The 23,666-nt window shown below is 71.4% G+C and carries 27 protein-coding genes and 1 tRNA gene; 8 read left to right on the top strand and 20 right to left on the bottom strand.

The genetic code is table 11. The annotated features are described in order from the left end of the window. Positions 1 to 152 precede the first annotated feature (152 nt). Positions 153 to 434 carry an acylphosphatase gene (locus tag ABZY33_RS28530; RefSeq protein WP_356494557.1) on the bottom strand — a complete coding sequence of 94 codons (282 nt, stop codon included), beginning with the start codon at positions 432 to 434 and terminating at the stop codon, positions 153 to 155. Positions 435 to 569: 135 nt separating this feature from the next. Here ABZY33_RS28530 and ABZY33_RS28525 point away from each other — a divergent pair, with 135 nt between their 5' ends. Together ABZY33_RS28525 and ABZY33_RS28520 are read left to right on the top strand one after the other, a co-directional pair. Next, positions 570 to 1,850, top strand: a complete 1,281-nt coding sequence (locus tag ABZY33_RS28525) for a CAP domain-containing protein (protein WP_356494556.1) — start codon at positions 570 to 572, stop codon at positions 1,848 to 1,850. 87 nt (positions 1,851 to 1,937) lie between these two features. Next, positions 1,938 to 2,318 (top strand): helix-turn-helix domain-containing protein, encoded by a 381-nt coding sequence (locus tag ABZY33_RS28520; RefSeq protein ID WP_356494555.1) that lies wholly within the window; start codon positions 1,938 to 1,940, stop codon positions 2,316 to 2,318. On the opposite strand, the gene mutM is transcribed toward ABZY33_RS28520, so the two are convergent. From mutM to ABZY33_RS28475, 9 genes are all read right to left on the bottom strand, one after another. Further along, a complete protein-coding gene (gene mutM / locus ABZY33_RS28515; protein ID WP_356494554.1) occupies positions 2,291 to 3,160 on the bottom strand; it encodes a bifunctional DNA-formamidopyrimidine glycosylase/DNA-(apurinic or apyrimidinic site) lyase in 870 nt (289 codons plus the stop codon). The two genes, ABZY33_RS28520 and mutM, sit on opposite strands and share 28 nt — an antisense overlap. Positions 3,161 to 3,333: 173 nt before the next feature. Next, complete coding sequence (gene rnc / locus ABZY33_RS28510) at positions 3,334 to 4,152, bottom strand: ribonuclease III (protein WP_356494553.1); 819 nt, start codon at positions 4,150 to 4,152, stop codon at positions 3,334 to 3,336. A gap of 7 nt (positions 4,153 to 4,159) precedes the next feature. Beyond that, the gene (rpmF, locus tag ABZY33_RS28505) at positions 4,160 to 4,333 is read right to left on the bottom strand and encodes a 50S ribosomal protein L32 (protein WP_030361955.1); all 174 of its coding nucleotides are present in this window, start codon (positions 4,331 to 4,333) and stop codon (positions 4,160 to 4,162) included. 2 nt (positions 4,334 to 4,335) lie between these two features. Continuing rightward, positions 4,336 to 4,989, bottom strand: a complete 654-nt coding sequence (locus tag ABZY33_RS28500; protein ID WP_356494567.1) for a DUF177 domain-containing protein — start codon at positions 4,987 to 4,989, stop codon at positions 4,336 to 4,338. Between the two features lie 157 nt (positions 4,990 to 5,146). After that, complete coding sequence (locus tag ABZY33_RS28495; RefSeq protein WP_356494566.1) at positions 5,147 to 6,247, bottom strand: ATP synthase F0 subunit B; 1,101 nt, start codon at positions 6,245 to 6,247, stop codon at positions 5,147 to 5,149. 100 nt (positions 6,248 to 6,347) lie between these two features. After that, complete coding sequence (gene coaD / locus ABZY33_RS28490) at positions 6,348 to 6,827, bottom strand: pantetheine-phosphate adenylyltransferase (protein WP_356494552.1); 480 nt, start codon at positions 6,825 to 6,827, stop codon at positions 6,348 to 6,350. Between the two features lie 26 nt (positions 6,828 to 6,853). After that, positions 6,854 to 7,450, bottom strand: coding sequence for a 16S rRNA (guanine(966)-N(2))-methyltransferase RsmD (rsmD, locus tag ABZY33_RS28485; protein ID WP_356494551.1), 597 nt, complete (start codon positions 7,448 to 7,450; stop codon positions 6,854 to 6,856). Between the two features lie 153 nt (positions 7,451 to 7,603). Further along, positions 7,604 to 9,823, bottom strand: coding sequence for an ATP-dependent DNA helicase RecG (recG, locus tag ABZY33_RS28480; RefSeq protein ID WP_356494550.1), 2,220 nt, complete (start codon positions 9,821 to 9,823; stop codon positions 7,604 to 7,606). 85 nt (positions 9,824 to 9,908) lie between these two features. Further along, the gene (locus tag ABZY33_RS28475) at positions 9,909 to 11,600 is read right to left on the bottom strand and encodes a DAK2 domain-containing protein (RefSeq protein ID WP_356494549.1); all 1,692 of its coding nucleotides are present in this window, start codon (positions 11,598 to 11,600) and stop codon (positions 9,909 to 9,911) included. A gap of 259 nt (positions 11,601 to 11,859) precedes the next feature. Here ABZY33_RS28475 and rpmB point away from each other — a divergent pair, with 259 nt between their 5' ends. Further along, positions 11,860 to 12,045, top strand: coding sequence for a 50S ribosomal protein L28 (gene rpmB, locus ABZY33_RS28470; RefSeq protein WP_003957616.1), 186 nt, complete (start codon positions 11,860 to 11,862; stop codon positions 12,043 to 12,045). A gap of 100 nt (positions 12,046 to 12,145) precedes the next feature. Here the strand turns inward: rpmB and thiD are convergent, their stop codons facing one another. Beyond that, the gene (thiD, locus tag ABZY33_RS28465) at positions 12,146 to 13,000 is read right to left on the bottom strand and encodes a bifunctional hydroxymethylpyrimidine kinase/phosphomethylpyrimidine kinase (RefSeq protein WP_356494548.1); all 855 of its coding nucleotides are present in this window, start codon (positions 12,998 to 13,000) and stop codon (positions 12,146 to 12,148) included. Continuing rightward, positions 12,997 to 13,980 (bottom strand): thiamine-phosphate kinase, encoded by a 984-nt coding sequence (locus ABZY33_RS28460; RefSeq protein ID WP_356494547.1) that lies wholly within the window; start codon positions 13,978 to 13,980, stop codon positions 12,997 to 12,999. The genes thiD and ABZY33_RS28460 overlap by 4 nt, the downstream gene beginning before the upstream one ends. 245 nt (positions 13,981 to 14,225) lie before the next feature. Between ABZY33_RS28460 and ABZY33_RS28455 the strand changes: the two genes are divergently transcribed. Together ABZY33_RS28455 and ABZY33_RS28450 are read left to right on the top strand one after the other, a co-directional pair. Next, a complete protein-coding gene (locus ABZY33_RS28455) occupies positions 14,226 to 14,459 on the top strand; it encodes an Lrp/AsnC ligand binding domain-containing protein (RefSeq protein WP_356494546.1) in 234 nt (77 codons plus the stop codon). 20 nt (positions 14,460 to 14,479) lie between these two features. Then, positions 14,480 to 14,989: a DUF3515 domain-containing protein gene (locus ABZY33_RS28450; RefSeq protein ID WP_356494545.1), complete on the top strand. Its 510-nt coding sequence runs from the start codon at positions 14,480 to 14,482 to the stop codon at positions 14,987 to 14,989. Positions 14,990 to 15,010: 21 nt separating this feature from the next. Here the strand turns inward: ABZY33_RS28450 and ABZY33_RS28445 are convergent, their stop codons facing one another. The 3 genes from ABZY33_RS28445 to ABZY33_RS28435 all read right to left on the bottom strand — a co-directional run bounded on the left by ABZY33_RS28445 (position 15,011) and on the right by ABZY33_RS28435 (position 18,023). After that, complete coding sequence (locus ABZY33_RS28445) at positions 15,011 to 16,186, bottom strand: D-alanine--D-alanine ligase family protein (RefSeq protein ID WP_356494544.1); 1,176 nt, start codon at positions 16,184 to 16,186, stop codon at positions 15,011 to 15,013. Between the two features lie 68 nt (positions 16,187 to 16,254). Further along, entirely contained in the window at positions 16,255 to 17,265 is a 1,011-nt protein-coding gene (locus ABZY33_RS28440; RefSeq protein WP_356494543.1) for an NAD(P)H-dependent glycerol-3-phosphate dehydrogenase, read from the bottom strand. Further along, positions 17,262 to 18,023, bottom strand: coding sequence for a lysophospholipid acyltransferase family protein (locus ABZY33_RS28435; protein ID WP_356494542.1), 762 nt, complete (start codon positions 18,021 to 18,023; stop codon positions 17,262 to 17,264). Before ABZY33_RS28435 ends, ABZY33_RS28440 begins: the two co-directional genes overlap by 4 nt. Before the next feature lie 182 nt (positions 18,024 to 18,205). Between ABZY33_RS28435 and cofC the strand changes: the two genes are divergently transcribed. Both cofC and ABZY33_RS28425 read left to right on the top strand, forming a co-directional pair. Further along, entirely contained in the window at positions 18,206 to 18,838 is a 633-nt protein-coding gene (cofC, locus tag ABZY33_RS28430) for a 2-phospho-L-lactate guanylyltransferase (RefSeq protein ID WP_356494541.1), read from the top strand. 13 nt (positions 18,839 to 18,851) lie between these two features. Beyond that, the gene (locus ABZY33_RS28425) at positions 18,852 to 19,055 is read left to right on the top strand and encodes a hypothetical protein (protein ID WP_356494540.1); all 204 of its coding nucleotides are present in this window, start codon (positions 18,852 to 18,854) and stop codon (positions 19,053 to 19,055) included. A gap of 97 nt (positions 19,056 to 19,152) precedes the next feature. Here ABZY33_RS28425 and ABZY33_RS28420 read toward each other — a convergent pair whose 3' ends face one another. From ABZY33_RS28420 to leuC, 4 genes are all read right to left on the bottom strand, one after another. Then, positions 19,153 to 19,839 carry an HU family DNA-binding protein gene (locus tag ABZY33_RS28420; protein ID WP_356494539.1) on the bottom strand — a complete coding sequence of 229 codons (687 nt, stop codon included), beginning with the start codon at positions 19,837 to 19,839 and terminating at the stop codon, positions 19,153 to 19,155. A 132-nt stretch (positions 19,840 to 19,971) separates the two neighbouring features. Next, a complete protein-coding gene (locus ABZY33_RS28415) occupies positions 19,972 to 20,211 on the bottom strand; it encodes a hypothetical protein (protein WP_356494538.1) in 240 nt (79 codons plus the stop codon). A 286-nt stretch (positions 20,212 to 20,497) separates the two neighbouring features. Next, positions 20,498 to 21,091 carry a 3-isopropylmalate dehydratase small subunit gene (gene leuD, locus ABZY33_RS28410; protein ID WP_356494537.1) on the bottom strand — a complete coding sequence of 198 codons (594 nt, stop codon included), beginning with the start codon at positions 21,089 to 21,091 and terminating at the stop codon, positions 20,498 to 20,500. Between the two features lie 6 nt (positions 21,092 to 21,097). Continuing rightward, positions 21,098 to 22,528, bottom strand: coding sequence for a 3-isopropylmalate dehydratase large subunit (gene leuC, locus ABZY33_RS28405; protein ID WP_356494536.1), 1,431 nt, complete (start codon positions 22,526 to 22,528; stop codon positions 21,098 to 21,100). 185 nt (positions 22,529 to 22,713) lie between these two features. On the opposite strand from leuC, the gene ndgR reads away from it, so the two are divergent. Further along, positions 22,714 to 23,430: an IclR family transcriptional regulator NdgR gene (gene ndgR / locus ABZY33_RS28400; RefSeq protein ID WP_324767461.1), complete on the top strand. Its 717-nt coding sequence runs from the start codon at positions 22,714 to 22,716 to the stop codon at positions 23,428 to 23,430. Between the two features lie 143 nt (positions 23,431 to 23,573). On the opposite strand, the gene ABZY33_RS28395 is transcribed toward ndgR, so the two are convergent. Continuing rightward, a tRNA-Glu gene (locus tag ABZY33_RS28395) sits at positions 23,574 to 23,646 on the bottom strand. Positions 23,647 to 23,666 lie beyond the last annotated feature (20 nt).

Below are 23,666 nucleotides of genomic sequence, written 5' to 3'. Positions count from 1 at the left end.
GACCTTCGGGGCCCTGGGGGTGTGGTGATCTTCCGTTTCCGGGGAGCCTGCCATGAGAGCCGCGTCTTGGCAACCACCAGGGCGTTCTTGCCCGGAGCGGTGGCCCGCGGCGCCGCTGGGCCGGCTCACCCGGCCTCGCCTGCGCCGATGGTTCAGCGGATGGCGAACCCCTCGTAGCCGCCCCGGGGTGTGTCCCAGATCTCCGTCACTCCGTCGACGCGCCCGGGTGTGTCGTCGCCATGGAGCCAGTCGAGGAGTTGCCGGCACGCCGGCTCAGGCCCCTCGGCGACCACCTGGACGCGGCCGTCCTCCAGATTGAGAGCAAAACCACACAGGCCGCCGATCTCCATGGCTCGCGCACGCGTGAACCACCGAAAACCCACACGTTGGACGCGTCCCCGCACCCACGCGGTCAGCCGCACGTCTTCGTTCATGCGTGCACGCTAACCGGCCGATCGCACACGAAGCACTTCGCCCCCATGCGCCTTGCGGTACCGTCGCCCACCAACTGAGCCTCACCCGTACGGGTGAGTCGCATGGGACGACCGCGAGGACGAGGAAGGCCATACATGGGACGCCACCGACGCTCCGACGCCGGCCGCGCCACGGACACCCCGGAGAGCCGCTCTCCCGGGCCGTACGACGTCCCGGGGGCGTACCAGGGGACGTACAGCGCGGGGCGGGCGGACGCGTACCCGGCGTCGTACCTGTCGGGCGACCGGCACCAGTACGCCGCCGAGCCGGCCGACGACTCCGCGCGCGCCCACTCCGCGCAGAGGCCGTACGACTCGTACGACTACGACCCGTACGCCACATCCGCCTCGTACGACCCCCGCGCGTCACACGGCCCCTCCACCCCGTACGCCTCCTCTGAGCCCTACGCCCCGTACGGCGCGCACGCTCCGGGCTCCCCCGGTAGCTCGGAGGCCCCGGACTCCACTCCCTTCCCGGACCTCTCGGCCTTCCTGGACGACGACGCGACCGTGACGGCCGTGTACGGGTCCATATCCTCGGCCGGGGGCGCGGGTCAGGAGCCGCACGGCCGTTCCCATCGGCGCAAGAAGCGCGGCGGTGTCCCCGTCCGTACCGGGCTGATCGGTGTCTCCGCCGCCGTCGCCATGGGCGCGGTCGCGGTGGCCTCCGGGCTCATACCGGGGGCCGACACCTATAAGTTCGGCGGCGACCACGACGGGAACACGGTGCAGGCCGCCGGTTCTCCCTCCGTGGCGGCGCAGGGCGGCACGGTCGACGAGCGCGCCCCGTCGGCCGCGAGCCGCACCACCGAGCGCGCCGCACCGTCCGTCTCGCCCTCGAAGTCCGCGGCAGGCAGTCCGTCCGCCGCTCCCTCCAAGAAGCCGGCGCCGTCCACGACCGCCGCCGGCGCCGACGCCTCGCAGAAGAAGAGCGCGAGCCCCTCGACCGCGGCTCCCCAGAAGACGCGGGCGCCTCGCACCACGGCGCCGGCCTCCTCCGCAAGCACGACCGCGGCTCAGGTGGTGAACCTCGTCAACCAGGAGCGGGCCAAGGTGGGCTGCTCCCCCGTGACCGCCGACGGCGACCTCGCGGCGCTGGCGACCACGTTCAGCGAGGACATGGCCGCGCGGGGCTTCTTCGACCACACGGACCCGGACGGCGCGACCCCCTGGGACCGCGCCGAGAAGGCCGGCATCAGCAATCTCGGCGGCGAGAACATCGCCCGCGGCCAGGCCACCGCCCAGTCCGTGATGGAGGCGTGGATGAACAGCCCCGGCCACAAGGCGAACATCCTCAACTGCGACTACAAGACCCTCGGGGTCGGCGTGCACTTCGGCTCGGGCGGCCCGTGGTGGACGCAGGACTTCGGCTTCTGAGAACCGGCGCCGCCGCGTCCTGAGCGAGCGCTCTCCCCTGGGCAGCGCCACCCGCTGGAGTGCGCTGTGCCGGAGTACCCTCGGCGTATGGACAGCACCGGTCTCGCCTTCGACGTCTTCTCCAAGGCGTGCCCCTCGCGCGGCACGCTGGAGCACGTCACGGGCCGCTGGGGCGCGCTCACGCTCGGGGCGCTGTCCGAGGGCTCGCTCCGCTTCAACGAACTGCGCCGCCGGGTGGACGGGGTGAGCGAGAAGATGCTCTCGCAGACCCTGCACGCGCTGGAGCGCGACGGCCTGGTCCACCGCGAGGCGCAGCCCACGAACCCGCCGCGCGTGGACTACGAGCTGACGCCCCTCGGCCGGGACGTGACCGGGCGGCTGCTGGCCCTCATCCACCTCCTGGAGGGACGGATGGACGAGGTCCTGGTCGCGCGCGAGCGCTACGACGCGGCGCGCGGGGCCCGCTGACAGCGCGGGCAGAAGTAGCTCGACCGGTTCATCCAGGCCCGGCGCCGCATCGGCGTCGCGCACCGCCGGCACGGTTCGCCCTCGCGCCCGTACGCGTCCAGGGACCGGTCGAAGTAGCCCGACTCCCCGTTCACGTTCACGTAGAGCGAGTCGAAGCTCGTGCCGCCCACCGCGAGCGCCGCGTTCATCACGTCCCGCACGTGTCCCAGGAGTTCGGTGGTGCGCGGGCGCGTGAGCCCGGCGGTGGGGCGCTCGTAGTGCAGCCGCGCGCGCCAGAGCGCCTCGTCCGCGTAGATGTTGCCGACGCCGCTGATGAGTGACTGGTCGAGCAGGGCGCGCTTGATGGTGGTGCGCTTGCGGCGCAGCGCCTCGTGGAAGGCGGCGTCGTCGAAGAGCGGATCCAGCGGGTCGCGGGCGATGTGCGCGATGACGTCGGGCAGCCCGTCCGCACTGTGCGCGGCGGTCTCGTGCAGCGACAGGCCGCCGAAGGTGCGCTGGTCGACGAAGCGGAGTTCGGTGGCGAGGTCGTCCGCGAACCGCACGCGGATGCGCAGGTGCTTCTCGTCCGGGGCGGCCTGCGGCTGGACCAGGAGCTGGCCGCTCATGCCGAGGTGCGCGAGCACGGACATGTGCGCCGTCTCCAGCGGGAGCCACAGGTACTTGCCGCGACGACTCGGCTCCCCGATCCGCTGGCCCCGCAGGCGGGCCGCGAAGTCGTCGCCGCCCGCGAGGTGGCGGCGGACGGAGCGGGGGTGCAGGACCTCGGCGTCGGCGACGGTCCGGTGCGCCACCCAGCGGGCGAGCCCGCGCCGGACGACCTCGACCTCGGGCAACTCTGGCACAGGAACCTCCGGAAAGGGACTGGGGCGAATCGTGCCCCGCAGGGGGCGCGGGGAACTGCGCGACCAGCCCCCACCAGGCCGCACATACAACACGACGCCGGGGCCGGCCCGCAAAAAAACGCCCGCCCCCACCGGTCGGAACCGTGCGGGGGCGGGCGCAGGAAGCGCAGCGATCAGACGCCGGGCGCGGTGTCGGCCACCGCGGGGTCGGCGGCCACGGCCGAAGCCGTCGCCTCGGCCCGCTCGTCCGCGGCGGCGCGAATCGCACGCCACGCGGACTCTGCGGCCTGCTGCTCCGCTTCCTTCTTGCTGCGGCCGGTGCCGGTGCCGTACGAGACGCCTCCGACGCGGGCGGCAGCAGTGAAGGTCTTCTCGTGATCGGGGCCGGTCTCGGTGACCAGGTACTCGGGGACACCGAGCCCTTCGGTCGCCGTGAGCTCCTGGAGACTGGTCTTCCAGTCCAGGCCAGCTCCGAGGTTCGAGGACTTCTCGATCAGCGGGTCGAACAACCGGTGTACCAGCTCACCGGCCACATCCAGCCCCTGGTCCAGATAGACCGCGCCGATCACCGCTTCCAGGGTGTCGGCCAGAATCGACGCCTTGTCCCGGCCGCCCGTGCCTTCCTCGCCCCGGCCGAGCCGGATGAAGGAGCCCAGGTCGAGCCCGCGGCTGACCTCCGCCAGTGCACGCGAATTGACCACCGCGGCCCGCAACTTGGCCAGCTGGCCTTCGGGCAGGTCGGGGTGGGTGCGGTAGAGCGTGTCGGTGACCACGAGACCGAGCACGGAGTCCCCGAGGAACTCCAGCCGCTCGTTCGTGGGCAGTCCGCCGTTCTCGTACGCGTACGAGCGATGCGTCAGCGCACGCACCAGAAGGGCGGACTCGAGCTTGTACCCGAGCCGCCCTTCCAGAAGCGTGTGGGACGAGGCTGTGGTGTCGGCCTTTTTCTTGGCGTCATCCGCCGGTTTATGGCTAGCCACTGTGCCTCTCACCAGCCGCTCAGACCTCGAGAACCTGGCGCTTGTTGTAGGTGCCACAAGCGGGGCACGCGATGTGCTGCAGCTTGGGCTCCTGGCAACGCTCACACGAAACCAGGGTGGGGACCGCAGCCTTCCACTGCGACCGGCGGTGGCGCGTGTTGCTGCGCGACATCTTCCGCTTCGGAACAGCCACGGCTACTTCTCCTGCTTCTCGTCGACGCCCGCTTGCGCTTCGGCGCCGCTCATCTCGTCCTTCTCGCCGTCCTGGATGGATCCAGCGAGTCCCTGCAAAGCCGCCCAACGGATGTCGACGGCGTCGTGATGATGTCCCGGTTCGTCCGCGAGCCGTACTCCGCACTCGGAGCACAGTCCCTCGCAGTCGTCCTGGCACACCGGCTGCATCGGCAGTGCGAGCACCACCGCATCACGCAGCACGGGTTCGAGGTCGAACAAGCCGTCCTCGAGAAAGAGCCTGTCCTCGTCCTCTGGGGATTCCCCGGCGTCGTCGGCCGGCTCCGTGCGGACACGGCCCCGGTCGTCGGCGTCAGGGTACGAGAACATCTCCTGGAAGTCCGCATCGGCCTCAAGACCGATCGGCTCGAGACACCTTACGCACTCCCCCTTCGCCAGTGCACGGGCGGTGCCTGTGACAAGCACCCCTTCCATGACCGACTCCAGTCGGAGCTCGAGCTCCACCGGGGCGCCTTCCGGCACTCCGATGACTCCCTGGATACCCAGATCCGCGGGAGCGTCGATCGTGCGGGACAACCGCTGCATGGCACCAGGACGCCGGCCCAGCTCGTGCGTATCGAACACAAGTGGGTTGCGGTGGTCGAGGCGAGTACTCAGGGCCGTTCCTGCTTTCGATCTTCGAAACTCATGGGGATCGCCACCGCAAGATTTCCGGGCAGCTTGAGATCACACGTGTACGCGCGACCGAAGAACCAGGGTACTGGACCTTTCGCCCACGGCCCAATCCGCTCCCGGTGCCCCCGTGAGCAGGGCGTCAGCGGCCCTGCTCGTACTGGCGCATCTGCTCCAGACTGATCATGCTCGTGTCGAAGAGACTGGTCTCGTCGAGCGCTCCGGCCTGTTCCTGCTGCGGATCGTGGTGCTGCTGGTCCTGGTGCTGCTGCTGGTACCCGTACGGGTCCTGCTGCTGGTACGCCGCGTACGGATCCTGCTGCTGGTATCCGTACGGGTCCTGCTGCTGGTACGCGGCGTACGGGTCCTGCTGGCCGTATCCCTGCTGCTGGTACCCGTACGGGTCCTGCTGGTCCGCGTAGGCGGCGACGGGCTGCTGGGCCGGGATCTGCGGCATCGCGGCGGGCTCGGGCTGCTGCTCCTGGGGCTGCGCGCGGCTCGGGTCCTGGCCGCCGGTGTCGGCGAGTCCTGCCAGGTAGTCGGCGTCGCTGGTGTGCGCCTGGGAGCCGCCGTCGGGGTCCATGGACAGCGCGCCCAGGTCGTCGCTGGCGATCCGGCCGTGCAGCTTCTGCCGGCCCTTGCCGACGGCGTCCAGCGTCTTGGCGAGGACCGCCTCGAACGCGCCCAGCTTGGTGTCCACGTACGCGTCGGCGTCGCGGCGCAGGGTCTCCGGGTCGTGGCTGCGCTCGGGGGCGTCGTCCAGTTCGGGATCCACGTACCCCTGCTCGTCCGCGCCGGGGCCGGTGCCGAGGAGCTTCTCGCGGCCGCGGCCGACGGAGCCGAGGGTCTTGGTGAGCACGACCTCGAAGTTGGCCAGTTTGGAGTCGACGTAGTCGTCGGCCTCCGCGCGGACCTCCTCGGCCTCCTGGCGGGCCTCGGCGAGGATCCGCTCCGCCTCGTTCTGTGAGCGGCGGGCGATCTCGGTGTCGGAGATCAGCGAGCCGCGCTCGGCGTGGGCCGTCTCGATGATCCGGTCGGCCTCCGCACGGGCCTGTTCGACCATCTGTTCGCGGCCGCCGATGAGCTCCTGGGCCTGGGCGAGGGAGCCGGGCAGCGCCTGGCGCACCTCTTCGAGCATGGCGAGCAGATCGGCGCGGTTGACCACGCACGAGGCCGACATGGGCATGGACCGGGCGCTGCCGACCGCGGCGACGATCTCGTCGAGCTTCTTCTGCACGTCCACCGTGTGCTCGCCACTCTCTCGTCTTGTCTCTGTCGTCACTGGGCTGACAGGGGGTGTGGAGACGGACGGGACGACTGTAAGCCCAACTGGCGGGTGGGTGTCACTTCTTGGGGAGGCGCTCGGTCAGTGCCCCGTGCACCCGCGGCGGGACCAGGTGCGATACGTCACCGCCCCAGGCCGCCACCTCCTTGACCAGTGAGGAGGACAGGAAGCTGTAGGTGGGGTTGGTGGGGACGAAGAGGGTCTCGACGCCCGAGAGGCCGATGTTCATCTGCGCCATCTGCAGCTCGTAGTCGAAGTCGCTGACGGCGCGCAGGCCCTTCACGATGGCCGGGATGTCGCGCTGCTTGCAGAAGTCGACGAGGAGGCCGTGGAAGGACTCCACCTCCACGTTGCCGAATTCGGCGGTGACCTCGCGGATCAGCTCGATCCGCTCGTCGACCGTGAACAGGCCCTGCTTGGACTGATTGATCATCACCGCGACGTGCACGACGTCGTACAGCTTGGAGGCTCGGGCGATGATGTCGAGGTGGCCGTTGGTGATGGGGTCGAACGACCCGGGACAGACTGCGCGGCGCACGGGAAGTCCCTCGCTCTCCGGTCCGGTCATCGTGCGTCGTCGCACGTGAGGGTGGTGTTCAGGGCGGCGCGACCGTACCAAAACGTGCCCTCGCCGTAGCGACGGGACCGCAGTCCCTCGAAACCGTCGGGCCACCGGAAATCGCCGCCTCTGGTGCTGCGTTCCACGGTGACGAGCGCGTCGTCCGTGAGCCAGCCCTGAGTGCGGAGTGTGAGCAGGATCTCTCGAAGATCGTCGTCCGACACGGCGTACGGGGGGTCGAGAAAGACCAGGTCATAGGGGGTGGCAGGGGGCGCTCCCGCCACGACCTGTTCCGCCTTGCCGGTCCGGGCCTCGGCGCCGGGCAGTCCCAGGGCGCGGATGTTCTCGCGGACGGTGCGGGCCGCGCGGGCGTCGGCCTCGACCAGCAGGGCGTGCGCGGAGCCGCGCGAGAGCGCTTCGAGGCCGACGGCGCCGGAGCCCGCGTACAGGTCGGCGACGCGGGTGCCGTCGAGCGTGCCGAGCAGCGCCTGCCAGGTGGAGAAGAGGCCTTCGCGCGCCCGGTCGGAGGTGGGGCGGGTGCCGTTGCCCGGCGGCACCGCCAGGCGGCGTCCGCCGGCGCGGCCGGCGATCACGCGGGTCATCTCGGTCCTTGTCGGCTCGTCGGCTTGGTCGGGTCTGTGCTCGGCACGGTCACGGCGGCGCACCCGCGCGCGTCCGTGGTGCTGGTGGGGTCCGTCCTGATCAGTGTCTCAAAGGACGGGCCTCTTGCCGTGGCCGGTGCGGGTCACCCCTTGTCACCCCTTGTCGAGGTACTGCTCGCGCTCCTCGTCCAGGAGGGCGTCGAGCGCGGTGCGCAGGCCCGGCAGCCGCTCGAGCCCAGGGTCGGCCGCGACCACTCTGGTGGCCTCCTCCCGCGCCTCCGCGATGATCTCCTCGTCCTCGATGACGGCGAGCATCCGCAGCGAGGACCGCACGCCGGACTGGGCCTGGCCGAGCACGTCGCCCTCCCGGCGCTGCTCCAGGTCGATGCGGGACAGCTCGAACCCGTCGAGCGTGGCGGCGACGGCGCCCAGGCGCGCGCGGGCGGGGCTCGCCTCGGGCATGTCGGTCACCAGGAGGCAGAGACCGGGCGCCGCGCCACGGCCGACGCGGCCGCGCAGCTGGTGGAGCTGGGAGACGCCGAAGCGGTCGGCGTCCATGATCACCATGGCCGTCGCGTTCGGCACGTTCACCCCGACCTCGATGACCGTCGTGGCCACCAGGACGTCGGTCTCGCCCGCGGCGAAGCGGCGCATCACCGCGTCCTTGTCGTCGGGGTGCATCCGGCCGTGCAGCACCTCGACCCTGATGCCCTGGAGCGGCCCGTGCGCCAGCTCCTCGGCGACGGCGAGCACGGCGAGCGGGGGCCGCTTCTCCGCCTCGTCCTCGGCGGACTGCTTCTTGGCCGCGCTCTTGGCGCCCTTCTTGGGCTTCTCGTCCTCGTCGTCGCCGATGCGCGGGCAGACCACGTACGCCTGGTGCCCCTTGCCGACTTCCTCCCGCACGCGCTCCCATGCGCGCGCGAGGAAATGCGGCTTGTCGGCGGCGGGCACCACATGGCTGGCGATCGGGGAGCGGCCGGCCGGGAGCTGGTCGAGGACCGAGGTCTCCAGGTCCCCGAAGACGGTCATGGCCACCGTGCGCGGGATCGGTGTCGCGGTCATCACCAGCAGGTGCGGGGGCTGCTTGCCCTTGGAGCGCAGCGCGTCCCGCTGCTCCACGCCGAACCGGTGCTGCTCGTCCACCACGACCAGCCCCAGGTCGTGGAAGTGCACCTTGTCCTCGATGAGCGCGTGGGTGCCGATGACGACGCCGGCCTCGCCGGTGACGAGGTCGAGCAGCGCCTGCCTGCGCGCGGCGGTGCCCATGGAGCCGGTGAGCAGGACGACCTTGGTGGAGTGCTCGGCGCCGCCCAGCATGCCGCCCTGCGCCAGCTCGCCCATCATCTCGGTGATCGAGCGGTGGTGCTGCTGGGCGAGGACCTCGGTGGGGGCGAGCATGGCGGCCTGCCCGCCCGCGTCGACGACGGCGAGCATGGCGCGCAGCGCGACCATCGTCTTTCCGGAGCCGACCTCGCCTTGGAGGAGCCGGTGCATGGGGTGCTCGGTGGCCAGGTCGTCGAAGATCTCCTTGGATACCTTCTGCTGGCCGTCGGTGAGGGTGAACGGCAGCTTCGCGTCGAAGGCGGTGAGCAGTCCGTCCGGCTTCGCCACGCGCGGGGCCGCGCTCAGCTGTGTGTCGGCGAACCGGCGCCGGGCGAGAGCGACCTGGAGGACGAACGCCTCGTCCCACTTGAGCCGGGCGCGCGCGTCGGCGATGTCGGCCTTGGTGTGCGGCCGGTGGATCTTGAGCAGCGCCTCGGTGAGCGGGACGAGTCCCCGCCCCTCGCGCAGCGACTCGGGCAGCGGGTCGACGGCTTCCTGGGCGCTGGGCAGTACCAGGTCGACGGCCTTGGCGAGCTTCCAGGACTCCAGCTTGGCGGTGGCCGGGTAGATCGGCAGGAGCGCGCCGGCCCAGGAGCCCACGGTCTCGGCGGCCTCTTCGGAGGAGTCCGCGGTGAGCAACTGGTAGGCGGGGTGCGCCAGCTGCATCTTCCGGTTGAAGACCCCGACCTTGCCGGCGAACATCGCGCGGGTGCCCGGCAGCAGGTCCTTGTGGGGCTTGTGGATGCCGCGGCCGAAGAAGACGAGCTGCAGTTCGCCGCTGCCGTCCGTGATGGTGACTTCGAGGCGCTGCCCGCTGCCGCCGTTGAACCGCAGGACGCGGGCGGTCGCGACCTGGGCGACGACCGTGACGTGCTCGTCGAGCGGCAGTTCGGCGAGCCGGGTGAGCTCCCCGCGCTCCGCGTATCTGCGTGGATAGTGGTGGAGCAGGTCGCCGACGGTGTGCAGGCCTAGATGTTCGGCCATCACCTTCGCGGTGGGAGGGCCGAGCACCTTCTTCAGCGGTTCTTCGAGCACGGGCACGAGATCCATTGCACACCACGCCACTGACATTCCCGCGCCGGTCCCGCGAGATCCCCGGAAGGTCCGCCCGTTGCGGGCGCGGCTCGGCAGCCGGCTACTCGACGCCGATCAGCATCGGCGCCGCCCCTCGTCCGCCCCGGTACACCAGGGTGTCGACGGCCAAATAGGTCTCGCGGACGTGCCGCTCCAGGCCGTCCGCGACCTCGTCCGGGATCTCGTCGCCCAGGACGAGGGTGACGAGTTCGCCCCCGGCCGCGAGCATCCGGTCGAGGACGGTGCGGGCGGTGGCGGGGACCTCGGCGCCGATGACGGCCACGTCGCCGTCGATGAGGCCGAGGACGTCACCGGCCTGGCAGATGCCGGCCATCGTCCACGACTGCCGCTCCGCGACGGCCAGTTCGGCGTACCGGGTCGCCCCGGCGGCCGAGGTCATCGCGACGACGTCCTCGTCGAAGCGCCGGTCGGGCTCGTGCACGGCGAGGGCGGCGATGCCCTGCACCGCGGACCGGGTCGGGATGAGCGCCACCCGCACGCCTTCGGAGCGGGCCTGCTCGGCCGCGGCGGCCGCGGTGTGCCGCAGCTCCGCGTCGTTCGGCAGCAGCACCACCTCACGCGCGTGGGCCCGCCGGATCGCCTCGACCAGCTCGCCGCTGGCGGGCGGTTCGCCGGGCCGGTCGGGCACGGTCGTCGCGCCCGCCTGCGCGTACAGGCCCGCGAGCCCGTCGCCCGGCACGACCGCCACGACCGCCCGCTGGGCCGGCTCGCGCGGCGGCGCCGAGGAGCGGGCCGTGTGCGCGTCACCGAGGCCGAAGTGCGTGATGCGGATGCGGTACGGCCGGCCGGCCTCGACGCCCGCCTCCACGGCCGCTCCGGCGTCGTCCACATGCACATGGACGTTCCACAGGCCGTCGCCGCCCACCACGACCAGTGAGTCCCCGAGGGCGTCGAGCCGGCCGCGCAGCCGGGCCACGGCCGCGTCCTCGGCTTCGAGGAGGTAGATGACCTCGAAGGCGGGCCCGGCGGCGTCGGGCTCCTCCGGGCATTCGAGCGCGGACGGGCTCTCCACGCGCGCGTGGGGGGCCGCGCCCCGGGCCCGCGCGGGAGCGGCCCGTCCGGAGACGGCCTCGCTGAGCGCCCCGAGCACCACGACGAGCCCCCGGCCGCCCGCGTCCACGACCCCGGCGCGACCCAGGACCGCGAGCTGCCCAGGGGTCGCGTCGAGCGCGGCGCACGCGCCTTCGTAGGCGGCGCGGACCACGGCGGCGCAGTCACCGTCGGCCGCGGCCGCGGCCTGCGCCGCGGCGGTGGCGACGGTCAGGACGGTGCCTTCCACGGGGTGCGCGACCGCTTCGCGCGCGGACGCGGCGGCCCGGGCCAGCGCGAGCCGCAGGGTGTCCGCGTCCGCTCCGCCATGAGACGCGTCCGCTCCCGCGTGAGACCCGTCACGGTGGCCTGCGTCGGCGAGGACCTGCGCCATGCCCCGCAGGAGTTGCGCGAGGATCGTCCCGGAGTTGCCGCGGGCGCCGAGGAGAGCGCCGTGGGCCATCGCCCGCATCACTTCCGGCAGGGCGGGAACGGCGGGCTCGGGGCCGGCCTGGAGCCCCGCGAAGACCGCCTCGACGGCTTGCTGCGCGGACTCGACGGTCAAGTAGAGGTTGGTGCCGGTGTCTCCGTCCGCGACGGGATACACGTTGATCGCGTCGATCTCCGCGCGGTCGCGGCCGAGCCCCTCCAGCGCCAGTGAGCACCAGGCGCGCACCGCGGCGACGTCGAGGACCTGCGGCACCTGCGCCTCCTTGAGCGGCTGGACTGGCCTCGCAGAGTAGACCCCGCCCGCGGACCGCCGGGGAAGGGGCCCGCTCCGGGCGCCGGGACGGGGGGCCGGGCACCCATGGTAGTTTCGTTGTACCGAAGCAGCCGTTGTATGCTGCTCCGGTTGCCCGATAACCGTCGGGCCACCCCTGGCACCGCCACTCAGATCCTCCGATCCGATTCCGGCATGCCGGGATCAACCGTAAGTGCATCTGAAGTCTTTGGAGTGACCCGTGGCTGCCAACTGCGACGTCTGCGGCAAGGGGCCGGGCTTCGGCAACAACATTTCGCACTCGCACCGCCGTACGTCCCGTCGCTGGAACCCGAACATCCAGCGTGTGCGTGCAGTGGTCGGTCGGACGCCGAAGCGGCTCAACGTCTGCACCTCGTGCATCAAGGCCGGCAAGGTCTCGCGCTGACGTCTCGTGTAGCGCGGCCACCTCGCTGGTTGCTTGAAAGAGCCGGTCCCCTCGGGGGCCGGCTCTTTTTCTCTGTCCGCATCCGGCCGAAGCCGAAAGACTACGGCGCGTCCGCACCTCCGGCCGGCCTGAACCTCCAGCCGTGATCCACCGGTCCGATCCCGCCGCCGAGGGCGAACCCGGCGGCGATCGCCCCGGTCACGTACGCCTTGGCCGCCCGGACGGCCTCGGGCACCGACTGCCCCTTCGCCAGCTGCGCCGCGATCGCGGAGGCCAGAGTGCACCCCGTGCCGTGGGTGTGACGGTTGTCGTGACGCGGCGCGCGCAGCCAGTGCTCCGCGGACCCGTCCGTGAGCAGATCCACGGCGTCGGCCCCGCCCGTCCCCGCGGAGCGCAGATGGCCCCCCTTGATGACCACCCAGCGGGGCCCGTAGGCGAGTACGGCCGCGGCGGCGCGGCGCATGTCGTCCTCCGACGCGACGAGGACGCCGGTGAGTTGGGCGACCTCGTCGAGGTTCGGGGTGGCGACGGTGGCGGTGGGCAGCAGTTTCGTGCGCACCGACTCCAGCGCGGACGCGGCCAGCAGCGAGTCCCCGTGCTTGGAGACGCCGACCGGGTCGATCACGACCGGGGCCCCGGTGCCCGCGAGCAGCTCGGCCACGCACTCGACGAGTTCGGGCGAGGCGAGCATCCCCGTCTTGACGGCCTGGACGCCGATGTCGTCGACGACGCTGCGGTACTGGGCGCGCACCGCCTCCGCGGGAAGCTCCCACGCTCCTTGGACGCCGAGGGAGTTCTGCGCGGTGACGGCGGTGACGACGCTCATGCCGTGGGTGCCGAGAGCGAGCATGGTCTTCAGGTCGGCCTGGATGCCGGCGCCGCCGCCGGAGTCGGACCCGGCGACGGTCAGCACGCGCACCGGCGCGGCGGCGCGGGCGGGCTCGGGGGCGGTCACGACTCGATCTCCCCGCCGGGGAAGTCGTCCCCGAAGTGGTCCCAGCCGCCCTTGCTGGTCCAGGGCGCACCGTCCACGGTGACCTGGGGCAGGGCCGAGGGGTTGAGCACCTCGCCGATCACCTTCCAGCGGGCGGGCAGTTTCACGTCGCGGGGGAAGGTCGCCACGATCGCGTGGTCCTCTCCCCCGGTCAGCACCCACTGGAGCGGGTCGACGCCGACGGCCTGGCCGATGTCGTTCATCTGGGAGGGCACGTCCACCTTCCCGGACACGATGTCGATGCGGACCTTGCTGGCCTCCGCGATATGGCCCAGGTCGGCGATGAGCCCGTCGCTGACGTCGCACATGGCGGTCGCGCCGAGACCGGCCGCGGCGGGGCCGGCGTGGTACGGCGGTTCGGGGCGGCGGTGCGCCTCGACGAAGGCGCGCGGGGAGCGGAAGCCGCGGGAGAGCACGGCGTAGCCGGCCGCGGACCAGCCGAGCCAGCCGGTCACGGCCACGACGTCGCCGGGGCGGGCGCCGGCCCGGGTGACGGGCTCGTGGTTGCGCAGATCGCCGAGCGCGGTGATGGCGATGGTGATGGTGTCGCCGCGGACGACGTCGCCGCCGACCACGGCGGCGCCGGCCACCTGGCACTCGTCGCGCAAGCCGTCCATCAGCTCGGACGGCCAGGACGCGGGCAGTTCGGCGGGCACGACGAGGCCGAGCAGCAGGGCGGTGGGGACGGCGCCCATCGCCGCGATGTCGGCCAGGTTCTGCGCGGCGGCCTTGCGGCCGACGTCGTACGCCGTGGACCAGTCGCGCCGGAAGTGCCTGTTCTCCAGCAGGACGTCCGTGCTGGCGACGACCCGGCGGTCCGGCGCGGCGATCACCGCGGCGTCGTCCCCGGGGCCGATGCGTACGGCCGGGGTGGTGGTGAGCCGCGAGGTCAGCTCTCGGATGAGCCCGAACTCCCCCAGCTCGCCGACGGTGCCCTTCATGCGCCTACTACCCCTTCTGCCCCGGCCTGCTTGCGGTCGCGAGCCGACTCTGTCATGGGTACGGTTTCTGTCATGGGCGCGCCCTCCACTTCGCTCATGGGCCTGCCCCCTACGATCACTTGCGCGGCCGCCGCGCCGACGGTGTGTACGCCACAGCCACCCCGGGTCTCCCCGCGACGAGCGGCGACGCGATACCGTGGCGTCCCTTTCCCCCACATGATCCTCGTGGCCGCCCTGGAGGTTCCGTGGTACAGGCGTACATCCTGATCCAGACCGAAGTCGGCAAGGCGTCGACCGTCGCCGAGCTGATCGCCAAGATTCCGGGAGTGATCCAGGCCGAAGACGTCACAGGCCCCTACGACGTCATCGTGCGGGCCCAGTCCGACACCGTCGACGAGCTGGGTCGCATGGTGGTCGCGAAGGTCCAGCAAGTGGACGGCATCACCCGCACCCTGACCTGCCCGGTCGTCCACCTGTAGCCCCCGTCTACCCTGTGCCGGTGAACTCTTCGCGTTCCCGGCTCCGTCGTCTCATCGGGCTGCCCGCGCTCTGCCTGCTGGCCGCCGCGGCGGGCTGCTCCTCAGCAGACGGCAGCGCGTCGGTCGTGGTTCCCCGTCCGGGCGCGGCGGCCGCGAAACTCTGCCGGAACCTGGACGAGGTCCTGCCGTCGACGGTGGACGGTCTGCGCCGCGCGGACCCGGAACCCGCGTCCACGCTGACCGCGGCCTGGGGAAGCAACGCGATCATACTGCGCTGCGGTGTCGCGCGGCCCCCGAAGATGGTCGACCCGACGGTGGCCGACGGCGGGGACCCCGACGCGGTCGCCGGCGGGGTGAACGGGGTCGACTGGCTGATGGAGAAGCAGGACGACGGGTCGTACCGCTACACCACCGCCAGTCGCAAGGCGTATGTCGAGGTGCGTACGGAGAAGGGGCGGGACGCGTCCGGTGTGCTGGTGGATCTGGCCCCGGCGCTGAAGAAGGCGATCCCCGAGGGGCTCGCCTTCTGACCGGTCCGGGCCGGCGGAGCGCTAGCGCAGGCCCGTCGGGCGGCGCAGTGCCGCCTGGAGCAGGCGGTCCACCAGTTCCGGGTAGCCGACCCCGCTCTCCTGCCACATCCGCGGGTACATCGAGATGGGCGTGAAACCGGGCAGCGTGTTGATCTCGTTGATCACGAACTCGCCGTCCTCCGCGAGGAAGAAGTCCGCGCGGACGATCCCCTCGCAGGAGACGGCGTCGAAGGCGGCGACGGCGAGCCGCTGGACCTCGGCGGTCTGCTCCGGGGTGAGCGGGGCGGGCACGATCCCGGCGGCGGAGTCGATGTACTTGGCCTCGAAGTCGTAGAAGTCGTGGGCCTGCACGGGCGGGATCTCCGCCGGGGCCGAGGCCCGGGGCCCGTCCTCGAACTCGAGGACGCCGCACTCGATCTCCCGGCCGACGATGCCCGCCTCGACGATGACCTTCGGGTCGTGGGCGCGGGCGGTCTCGATCGCCTCGTCGAGCCCTTCGAAGGACTCGACCTTGGTGATGCCGATGGACGACCCGGCGCGCGCGGGCTTGATGAACAGCGGCCAGCCCTGCTCGCCGACGAACTCGGCGATGCGCCGGCGCGTGCCGTCCTGGTCGCGTTCCCACTCGCGCGGCCGGACGACGAGGTAGGGGCCGACCTTCAGTCCGAAGGACGTGAAGATCCGCTTCATGTACTCCTTGTCCTGGCCCACGGCCGAGGAGAGCACGCCGCAGCCGACGTACGGCGTCCCGGAGAGGTCCAGGAGCCCCTGGATGGTGCCGTCCTCGCCGTAGGGGCCGTGCAGGACGGGGAAGACGACGTCGACGTCGCCGAGAACCTTCGGCACGGAGCCCGGCTCGGTGTAGACGACCTCGCGCGAGGCCGGGTCGACCGGGAGCACCACGCCGCCCTCGGGCGAGTCGGCGAGGTCGGCGACGTCGGGGACCTTGCGGTCGGTGATCGCCATCCGCTCGGGGTCGTCCGCCGTCAGCGCCCAGCGCCCTTCGCGTGTGATGCCGATGGGCAGGACGTCGTACTTGGTGCGGTCGATGGCGCGCAGCACGGCGCCGGCGGTGACGACGGAGACGCCGTGCTCGGAGCTACGACCACCGAAGACGACAGCGACGCGCGGCTTCTGACCGCTCGCAGGACGCTCGCTCGCACGGCTGGGGCTCTGGGGGAGGTTCTCGCTGCTCATATCGCGATGAGCGTACCTGCTGGTAGTACCGGAGTCAGCGCTGCGGAGCCGCGTCGTGCCGCCGTCGCTCAGCGTCGTTCGGGCTTGGCGGAGCGCGACATGAGCTCCTTCACGGCGACGACCGGCGGCTTGCCCTCGTGGACGATGCCGACGACCGTCTCGGTGATCGGCATGTCGACGCCGTGCCGGCGCGCCAGGTCGAGCACGGACTCGCAGGACTTGACGCCCTCGGCGGTCTGCCGGGTGACCGCGATGGTCTCCTCCAGCGTCATGCCCTTGCCGAGGTTCGTGCCGAAGGTGTGGTTGCGCGAGAGCGGCGAGGAGCAGGTGGCGACGAGGTCGCCGAGGCCCGCGAGTCCGGAGAAGGTCAGCGGGTCGGCGCCCATGGCGTGCCCGAGCCGGGTCGTCTCCGCGAGGCCGCGGGTGATGAGCGAGCCCTTCGTGTTGTCGCCGAGCCCCATGCCGTCGGCGATGCCGACGGCGAGACCGATGACGTTCTTCACGGCGCCGCCCAGCTCGCAGCCGACCACGTCGGTGTTGGTGTAGGGCCGGAAGTACGGGGTGTGGCAGGCGACTTGGAGGCGCTGGGCGACCGCCTCGTCGCGGCAGGCGACGACGGCGGCGGCGGGCTGGCGGGCGGCGATCTCGCGGGCGAGGTTCGGTCCGGTGACGATCGCGATGCGGTCCTCACCCACCTTCGTGACGTCCTCGACGACCTCGCTCATCCGCATCGCCGAACCCAGCTCGACGCCCTTCATCAGCGAGACGAGCACGGTGTCGGGGGCGAGCAGGGGCGCCCATGCGGCGAGGTTGGCACGGAGCGTCTGCGAGGGCACGGCGAGCACGGTGAACTCGGCGTCCGCCGCGGCCTCGGCCACGTCGGTCGTCGCCCGCAGGCTCGCGGGAAGCTCCACGCCGGGCAGGTAATCCGGGTTCCGGTGCGTGGAGTTGATGGCGTCGACCAGTTCGCCGCGCCGGCCCCAGAGCGTGACCTCGCAGCCCGCGTCCGCGAGCACCATGGCGAAGGCCGTGCCCCACGAGCCGGTGCCGAAGACCGCTGTCCTGACGGGTCGGGTCACTTCGTCTCCTCCGAACTGCCGCTCTGCGCCCGCAACTTGCGGCGCTGCGCGATGCGCGCCTCGCGGGGGTCGTACCGCTTGCCCGGGGCCTGCTCGCCGCGCAGCTCCGCCACCAGGGAGGTGATCTCGACCATGATGACCTCGGTCACCTCTTTCAGGAGGTCCGGCGTCATTTCCCGGTCGTAGAAACGCGTCAGGTCGACCGGAGAGCCGGCCAGGACGTGGTGCGTCTTGCGCGGAAAGAAATGCGGCTTCTTGGCGTACGGGGCGAGCGCTTCGGTGGCGCCCCACTGGCCGACGGGAATGACCGGGCACCGCGTCTGCAGTGCCACGCGCGCCACGCCGGTCTTACCGGTCATCGGCCACAGATCGGGGTCGCGGGTGAGTGTTCCCTCGGGATAGAAGGCGACGCACTCACCGCGCTCGACGGCGTCGATCGCGGCGCGGAAGGCGCTCAGCGCGTTCGTGGACTCGCGATAGACGGGAATCTGTCCGGTGCCGCGCATCGCAGCCCCCACGAACCCCTTCTTGAAGAGGCCGTGCTTGGCGAGGAAACGCGGGACCCGCCCGGTGTTGTACTGATAGTGCGCGTAGAGGAACGGGTCCAGATGTGAATTGTGGTTCACCGCGGTGATAAAACCGCCGTCGGCCGGAATGTGCTCCATTCCGCGCCAGTCCCGCTTGAACAGAACCACCAGGGGGGGTTTGCAGAGGACCGCTGCGAAGCGGTACCAGAACCCGATTCTGCGGCGGGACACTCGGACACCTTCCTCTAGGACCATGCACGTGGGACCCCGTCGGGCCGCACAAGTGTCGCCCCAGGCCACCGGTCTGTCGAGAACACCGTACGCCCGCCCGTCGCGCGTCACCGCCCCTGTACGCACCTCGCGTACCTGGCCTTACGCACCGGGGCCCCTCATGCACAGGTCACAATAGGCGCGTGCAGTGGACCCTGGTGATACCGCTGAAACCGCTGGTGCGGGCCAAGAGCAGGCTGGCGCCCGCGGCCGGGGGCCTGCGCCCGGACCTGGCGCTGGCGTTCGCGCAGGACACGGTGGCCGCCGCGCGGGCCTGCCCGGCCGTCGGTGATGTGGTGGTCGTCACGGACGACGCCCTCGCCGGACGGGAACTGGCGGCGCTCGGCGCGCGCATCGTGCCCGACACACCGCGGGCCGGACTCAATGCGGCGCTCGCGCACGGAGCGGCCGCCGTCCGCGCGCCGCGTCCCGCCGCGGCGGTGGCGGCGCTGAACGCGGATCTCCCGGCGCTGCGTCCCGCCGAATTGGCGCGCGTTCTGGGCGCGGCGGCCGCATTTCCCCGGGCATTTCTCCCTGACGCCGCCGGAATCGGCACGACGCTCCTGTCCGCGGGACCGGGCGCGGAATTGCTTCCCGCATTCGGTACGGGTTCCCGTTCCCGGCACACCGCGTCGGGCGCCGTGGAACTCGTCCCCGGCGAGGTCGATTCCGTCCGCCAGGACGTGGACACCGGTGACGATCTGCGGACGGCGCTGATCCTGGGGGTCGGCCCGTACACCGCGAGGGCCGCGGCCGGGCTGCTGAGCATGGACTGAGTACGCTGCCTGCATGCAGGCCACCGCGTACACGTACGACTCCGATTCCCGCTCCGGCAGCGTGCTGCTGGACGACGGCACGCCGCTGCCGTTCGACGCCGCCGCCTTCGACGCCGGCGGTCTTCGCCTGCTGCGGCCGGGCCAGCGGGTGCGGATCGAGGTCCGGGGCGAGGGCGGGGCACGGCAGATCGTGCTCGTGACCCTGCAGACCTTCTGAGCGCTCGCACCCCCGCTGAGCTGGGTGGACATGCCGCGGGCCGGGCTCCCCGAGGAGAGCCCGGCCCGGCGCGTGAGCAGCCTTGAGGCGTACGCCCTTACTTCTTGCGGGCGGTGGTCTTCTTGGCGGTGGTCTTGCGCGCGGTCGACTTCTTCGCGGGCGCCTTCTTGGCCGTGGCCTTCTTGGCGGGCGCGGTCTTCTTCGCGGTGGCCTTCTTGGCGGTGGTGGCCTTCTTGGCCGGGGTCGCCTTCTTGGCGGTCGCCTTGGTCGCCGTGGCCTTCTTGGCGGGCGACGCCTTCTTGGCGGTGGCGGTGGCGGTGGTCTTCTTCGCCGCGGGCGCCGTCTTCTTGGCGGTGGCCGTGGTCTTCTTCGCCGGCGTCGCCTTCTTGGCGGCGGCCTTCTTGGCCGTCGTCTTCTTGGCCGCGGCCTTCTTGACCGTCGCCGAAGCGGCGCCCGTCAGGCTGCCCTTGGGCGCCTTCTTGACCGCGACGTCGTTCTTGGGGAGCTTCTTGGAGCCCGCGACGAGGTCCTTGAAGCCCTGTCCGGCGCGGAAACGCGGGACCGAGGTCTTCTTGACCCGGACGCGCTCACCCGTCTGCGGGTTGCGGGCGTAACGGGCCGGACGGTCCACCTTCTCGAACGAACCGAAGCCGGTGACCGAGACGCGGTCACCGTTGACCACGGCACGGACGACGGCGTCGAGTACCGCGTCGACGGCGTCGGCGGCCTGCTGACGGCCACCGACCTTGTCGGCAATCGCTTCTACGAGCTGCGCCTTGTTCACGTCTTCCCCTTCGGAGACATTGCCGGAACGAATCTCTTTCGCCCCGGCTTTTTCGCACGTTAGGCAGATATATACCGCAAATCAAACACGAAACGGGCTAATCACCCTTGTGCCGCAACGAACTCGGCCGTCTCAGAGTTCCTCTTCCGTGCGGGAGCCCTCTTCGAAGTCGTCGAGGTCCGCACCGAATCGCTCCAGACGTCTGGCCGCACCGGCGAGATCGTGTTTGGCCGCGGCCGTAATGGCCAGCAGCTTCCGGGCCAGCGCCATCCGTACGCCCTCCGGGACTTGCAGTGCGCGCACTCTGGCGTGCGCTTCCTTGAGCTGGTCCGCGACGGCCGCGTACATCGGGAGTTGGCCGTCGTGTTCCATGCACAGATTGTGCCATCTGGGGCGAGTTGTCGCCTCCGCAGGGGGTAACTCCCGCCCCACAAGGGCCTCCTGAGCCCGTACGCGGCGCCCTCGTCCGCAGCGGCACCGGGACTCGCCTACCCGCGGAACACCCCGGGCAATCAAGGGAGTTGGCAGGTCGCGCGGGTGCCTCGCGCACCCCGCCCGAGGGTCTTCGGGGCCGGACGCGGAAGTACCCCCAACCGTTGCACGATTGGGGGTACGGGGGCCGCGGATGTGGCCGGAATGAGCCTTGTCCGCAGGCGGCTCAGACCTGGACGGTCCGCGGTTTGTGCGCGGGCCGCTTCGCCTCGTAGGCGGCGATGTCGTCCTCGTTGCTCAGCGTGATGCTGATGTCGTCGAGGCCGTTCAGCAGCCGCCAGCGGGAGTTCTCGTCGAGGTCGAAGGCGGCGGTGATGCCCTCGGCGCGCACCTCGCGCTTCTCCAGGTCGACGGTGATCTCGGCGGTCGGGTCCTGCTCGGCCAGGTCCTGGAGCGCGTCCACGGTCTTCTGGTCCAGGACCACGGTCAGCAGACCGTTCTTCAGGGAGTTGCCGCGGAAGATGTCGGCGAACCGGGCGGAGATGACGGCCTTGAACCCGTAGTTCTGCAGGGCCCACACCGCGTGCTCACGGGAGGAGCCGGTCCCGAAGTCCGGGCCCGCCACCAGTACGGTGGCACCCGCGCGCTCCGGCTTGTTGAGCACGAACTCCGGGTCCTTGCGCCAGGCCTCGAACAGCCCGTCCTCGAACCCGTCCCGGGTCACCTTCTTCAGCCAGTGCGCCGGGATGATCTGGTCGGTGTCGACATTGCTGCGGCGCAGCGGGACGGCCCGGCCGGTGTGCGTGGTGAATGCTTCCATGGCTGATCAGACTCCAGCGGGCGTACGGGCGTCGGCGTCGGACAGGTCGGCCGGCGAGGCCAGATGGCCCAGTACGGCGGTGGCGGCGGCGACCTGGGGCGAGACCAGGTGGGTGCGGCCGCCCTTGCCCTGCCGGCCCTCGAAGTTGCGGTTGGAGGTGGACGCGGAACGCTCGCCGGGGGCGAGTTGGTCCGGGTTCATGCCCAGGCACATCGAACAGCCCGCGTGCCGCCATTCGGCGCCGGCCTCCTTGAAGACCTTGTCCAGGCCCTCCGAGACGGCCTGCAGGCCCACTCGCGCGGAGCCGGGCACGACCAGCATCCGTACGCCGTCGGCGACTTTGCGGCCCCCCACGATCTCGGCGGCGGCGCGCAGGTCCTCGATGCGGCCGTTGGTGCACGAACCCACGAAGACGGTGTCGACCTTGATCTCGCGCAGCGGCTGCCCGGCGGTCAGCCCCATGTACTCCAGCGCCTTTTCGGCGGCGAAGCGCTCCGAAGCGTCTTCGTACGAAGCCGGATCGGGGACGGCCGCCGAAAGCGGGGCGCCCTGGCCCGGGTTGGTGCCCCAGGTGACGAACGGGGAGAGTTCGTCGGCCTTGATGAACACCTCGGCGTCGAAGACCGCGTCGTCGTCGGTGCGCAGCGTCTTCCAGTACGCGACCGCGTCGTCCCAGTCCTGGCCCTCGGGCGCGTGGTCGCGGCCCTTGAGGTAGTCGAACGTGGTGGCGTCCGGGGCGATCATGCCGGCGCGGGCGCCCGCCTCGATCGACATGTTGCAGATGGTCATGCGGGCTTCCATCGAGAGCTTCTCGATGGCCGAGCCGCGGTACTCCAGGATGTATCCCTGGCCGCCGCCGGTGCCGATCCTCGCGATGATCGCCAGGATCAGGTCCTTGGCGGTGACGCCCTCGGGCAGCTCGCCGTCGATCGTGATCGCCATGGTCTTGGGGCGGGCCATCGGCAGGGTCTGGGTGGCCAGCACGTGCTCGACCTGCGAGGTACCGATGCCGAAGGCCAGCGCGCCGAAGGCGCCGTGCGTGGAGGTGTGCGAGTCGCCGCAGACCACCGTGGTGCCCGGCTGGGTCAGGCCGAGCTGCGGTCCCACCACGTGGACGACGCCCTGCTCGACGTCGCCCAGGGAGTGCAGGCGCACCCCGAACTCGGCGGCGTTCTTGCGCAGCGTCTCCAGCTGTACGCGCGAGACCGGGTCGGCGATCGGCTTGTCGATGTCGAGGGTCGGGGTGTTGTGGTCCTCGGTGGCGATGGTGAGATCGAGGCGCCGCACCCGGCGGCCGCTCTTGCGCAGGCCGTCGAAGGCCTGCGGGCTCGTCACCTCGTGCAGCAGGTGCAGATCGATGAAGAGGAGGTCGGGCTCGCCCTCGGCGCGCCGGACGACGTGGTCGTCCCAGACCTTCTCCGCGAGTGTCCTACCCATCGCTTTCCCTTCGACCGACCACATGCGCCGGCCCAACTAGAGATTCGGATCGCCGTCGCTCGTACCCCCCGTACCGGACGCCGGCTGCCCGGCCCGTAGGTCCGCGGGCCGGTGTCCGTACAGAGTGGCAAGTTCCCCGGAAAATTGAACTTGCGTTTCACAGAGTGAGACGGGAGTATCGACGCATGGACAACAGTAGCGGCGTCGGCGTTCTGGACAAGGCAGCCCTTGTCCTGGGCGCTCTGGAGTCCGGGCCCGCGACCCTCGCAGGACTTGTAGCGGCCACCGGACTGGCACGACCCACGGCCCACCGTCTCGCGGTGGCTCTGGAACACCACCGCATGGTGGCGCGGGACATGCAGGGCCGGTTCATTCTCGGCCCGCGTCTCGCGGAGCTGTCGGCGGCGGCCGGCGAGGACCGCCTGCTCGCCACGGCGGGCCCGGTCCTCACGCATCTGCGGGACGTCACGGGCGAGAGCGCGCAGCTCTACCGGCGCCAGGGCGACATGCGCATCTGCGTCGCAGCGGCGGAGCGGCTCTCCGGGCTGCGGGACACGGTCCCGGTCGGCTCGACGCTCACGATGAAGGCCGGTTCGTCCGCGCAGATCCTGATGGCCTGGGAGGAGCCGGAGCGGCTGCACCGCGGCCTCCAGGGCGCCCGCTTCACGGCGACGGCGCTGTCGGGCGTCCGCCGCCGGGGCTGGGCCCAGTCGATCGGCGAGCGGGAGCCGGGCGTCGCGTCCGTCTCCGCGCCCGTGCGCGGCCCCTCGAACCGCGTGGTGGCCGCCGTCTCGGTCTCCGGCCCCATCGAGCGCCTCACCCGCCACCCGGGCCGGATGCACGCCCAGGCCGTGATCGACGCCGCGGGCCGCCTCTCCGAGGCCCTGCGCCGCACCGGCTGACGCCCGCCCTTCGCACTTCTGCCAGTTCCGGCCGGTCGCTCCAACGCCGCAGCGACCGGCCGGAGTTGTCTTCGCGACGCCTCACCCACCGCCGTACGCGAAGAGGCCCTCCCCGCGCACGGGAAGGGCCTCTGTCGTCTCTGTACCCCCGACCGGATTCGAACCGGCGCTACCGCCTTGAGAGGGCGGCGTGCTAGGCCGCTACACAACGGGGGCCTTGCGGATGTGATCCGCGG

The sequence above is a fragment of the Streptomyces sp. NPDC006552 genome, from assembly GCF_040611655.1.
GTDB lineage: Bacteria > Actinomycetota > Actinomycetes > Streptomycetales > Streptomycetaceae > Streptomyces.
The sequence above is the reverse complement of the archived record's forward strand: the minus strand, read 5'-3'. Positions and strand labels throughout refer to the sequence as shown.

What these genes read in the sequence shown, in the direction of transcription:
- ABZY33_RS28530 (WP_356494557.1), bottom strand. Translation starts at nt 434, where the DNA reads ATGAACGAAGACGTGCGGCTGACCGCGTGGGTGCGGGGACGCGTCCAA.
- ABZY33_RS28525 (WP_356494556.1), top strand. Translation starts at nt 570, where the DNA reads ATGGGACGCCACCGACGCTCCGACGCCGGCCGCGCCACGGACACCCCG.
- ABZY33_RS28520 (WP_356494555.1), top strand. Translation starts at nt 1,938, where the DNA reads ATGGACAGCACCGGTCTCGCCTTCGACGTCTTCTCCAAGGCGTGCCCC.
- rsmD (WP_356494551.1), bottom strand. Translation starts at nt 7,450, where the DNA reads ATGACCCGCGTGATCGCCGGCCGCGCCGGCGGACGCCGCCTGGCGGTG.
- recG (WP_356494550.1), bottom strand. Translation starts at nt 9,823, where the DNA reads ATGGATCTCGTGCCCGTGCTCGAAGAACCGCTGAAGAAGGTGCTCGGC.
- ABZY33_RS28460 (WP_356494547.1), bottom strand. Translation starts at nt 13,980, where the DNA reads ATGAAGGGCACCGTCGGCGAGCTGGGGGAGTTCGGGCTCATCCGAGAG.
- ABZY33_RS28445 (WP_356494544.1), bottom strand. Translation starts at nt 16,186, where the DNA reads ATGAGCAGCGAGAACCTCCCCCAGAGCCCCAGCCGTGCGAGCGAGCGT.
- ABZY33_RS28425 (WP_356494540.1), top strand. Translation starts at nt 18,852, where the DNA reads ATGCAGGCCACCGCGTACACGTACGACTCCGATTCCCGCTCCGGCAGC.
- ABZY33_RS28415 (WP_356494538.1), bottom strand. Translation starts at nt 20,211, where the DNA reads ATGGAACACGACGGCCAACTCCCGATGTACGCGGCCGTCGCGGACCAG.
- leuD (WP_356494537.1), bottom strand. Translation starts at nt 21,091, where the DNA reads ATGGAAGCATTCACCACGCACACCGGCCGGGCCGTCCCGCTGCGCCGC.
- leuC (WP_356494536.1), bottom strand. Translation starts at nt 22,528, where the DNA reads ATGGGTAGGACACTCGCGGAGAAGGTCTGGGACGACCACGTCGTCCGG.
- ndgR (WP_324767461.1), top strand. Translation starts at nt 22,714, where the DNA reads ATGGACAACAGTAGCGGCGTCGGCGTTCTGGACAAGGCAGCCCTTGTC.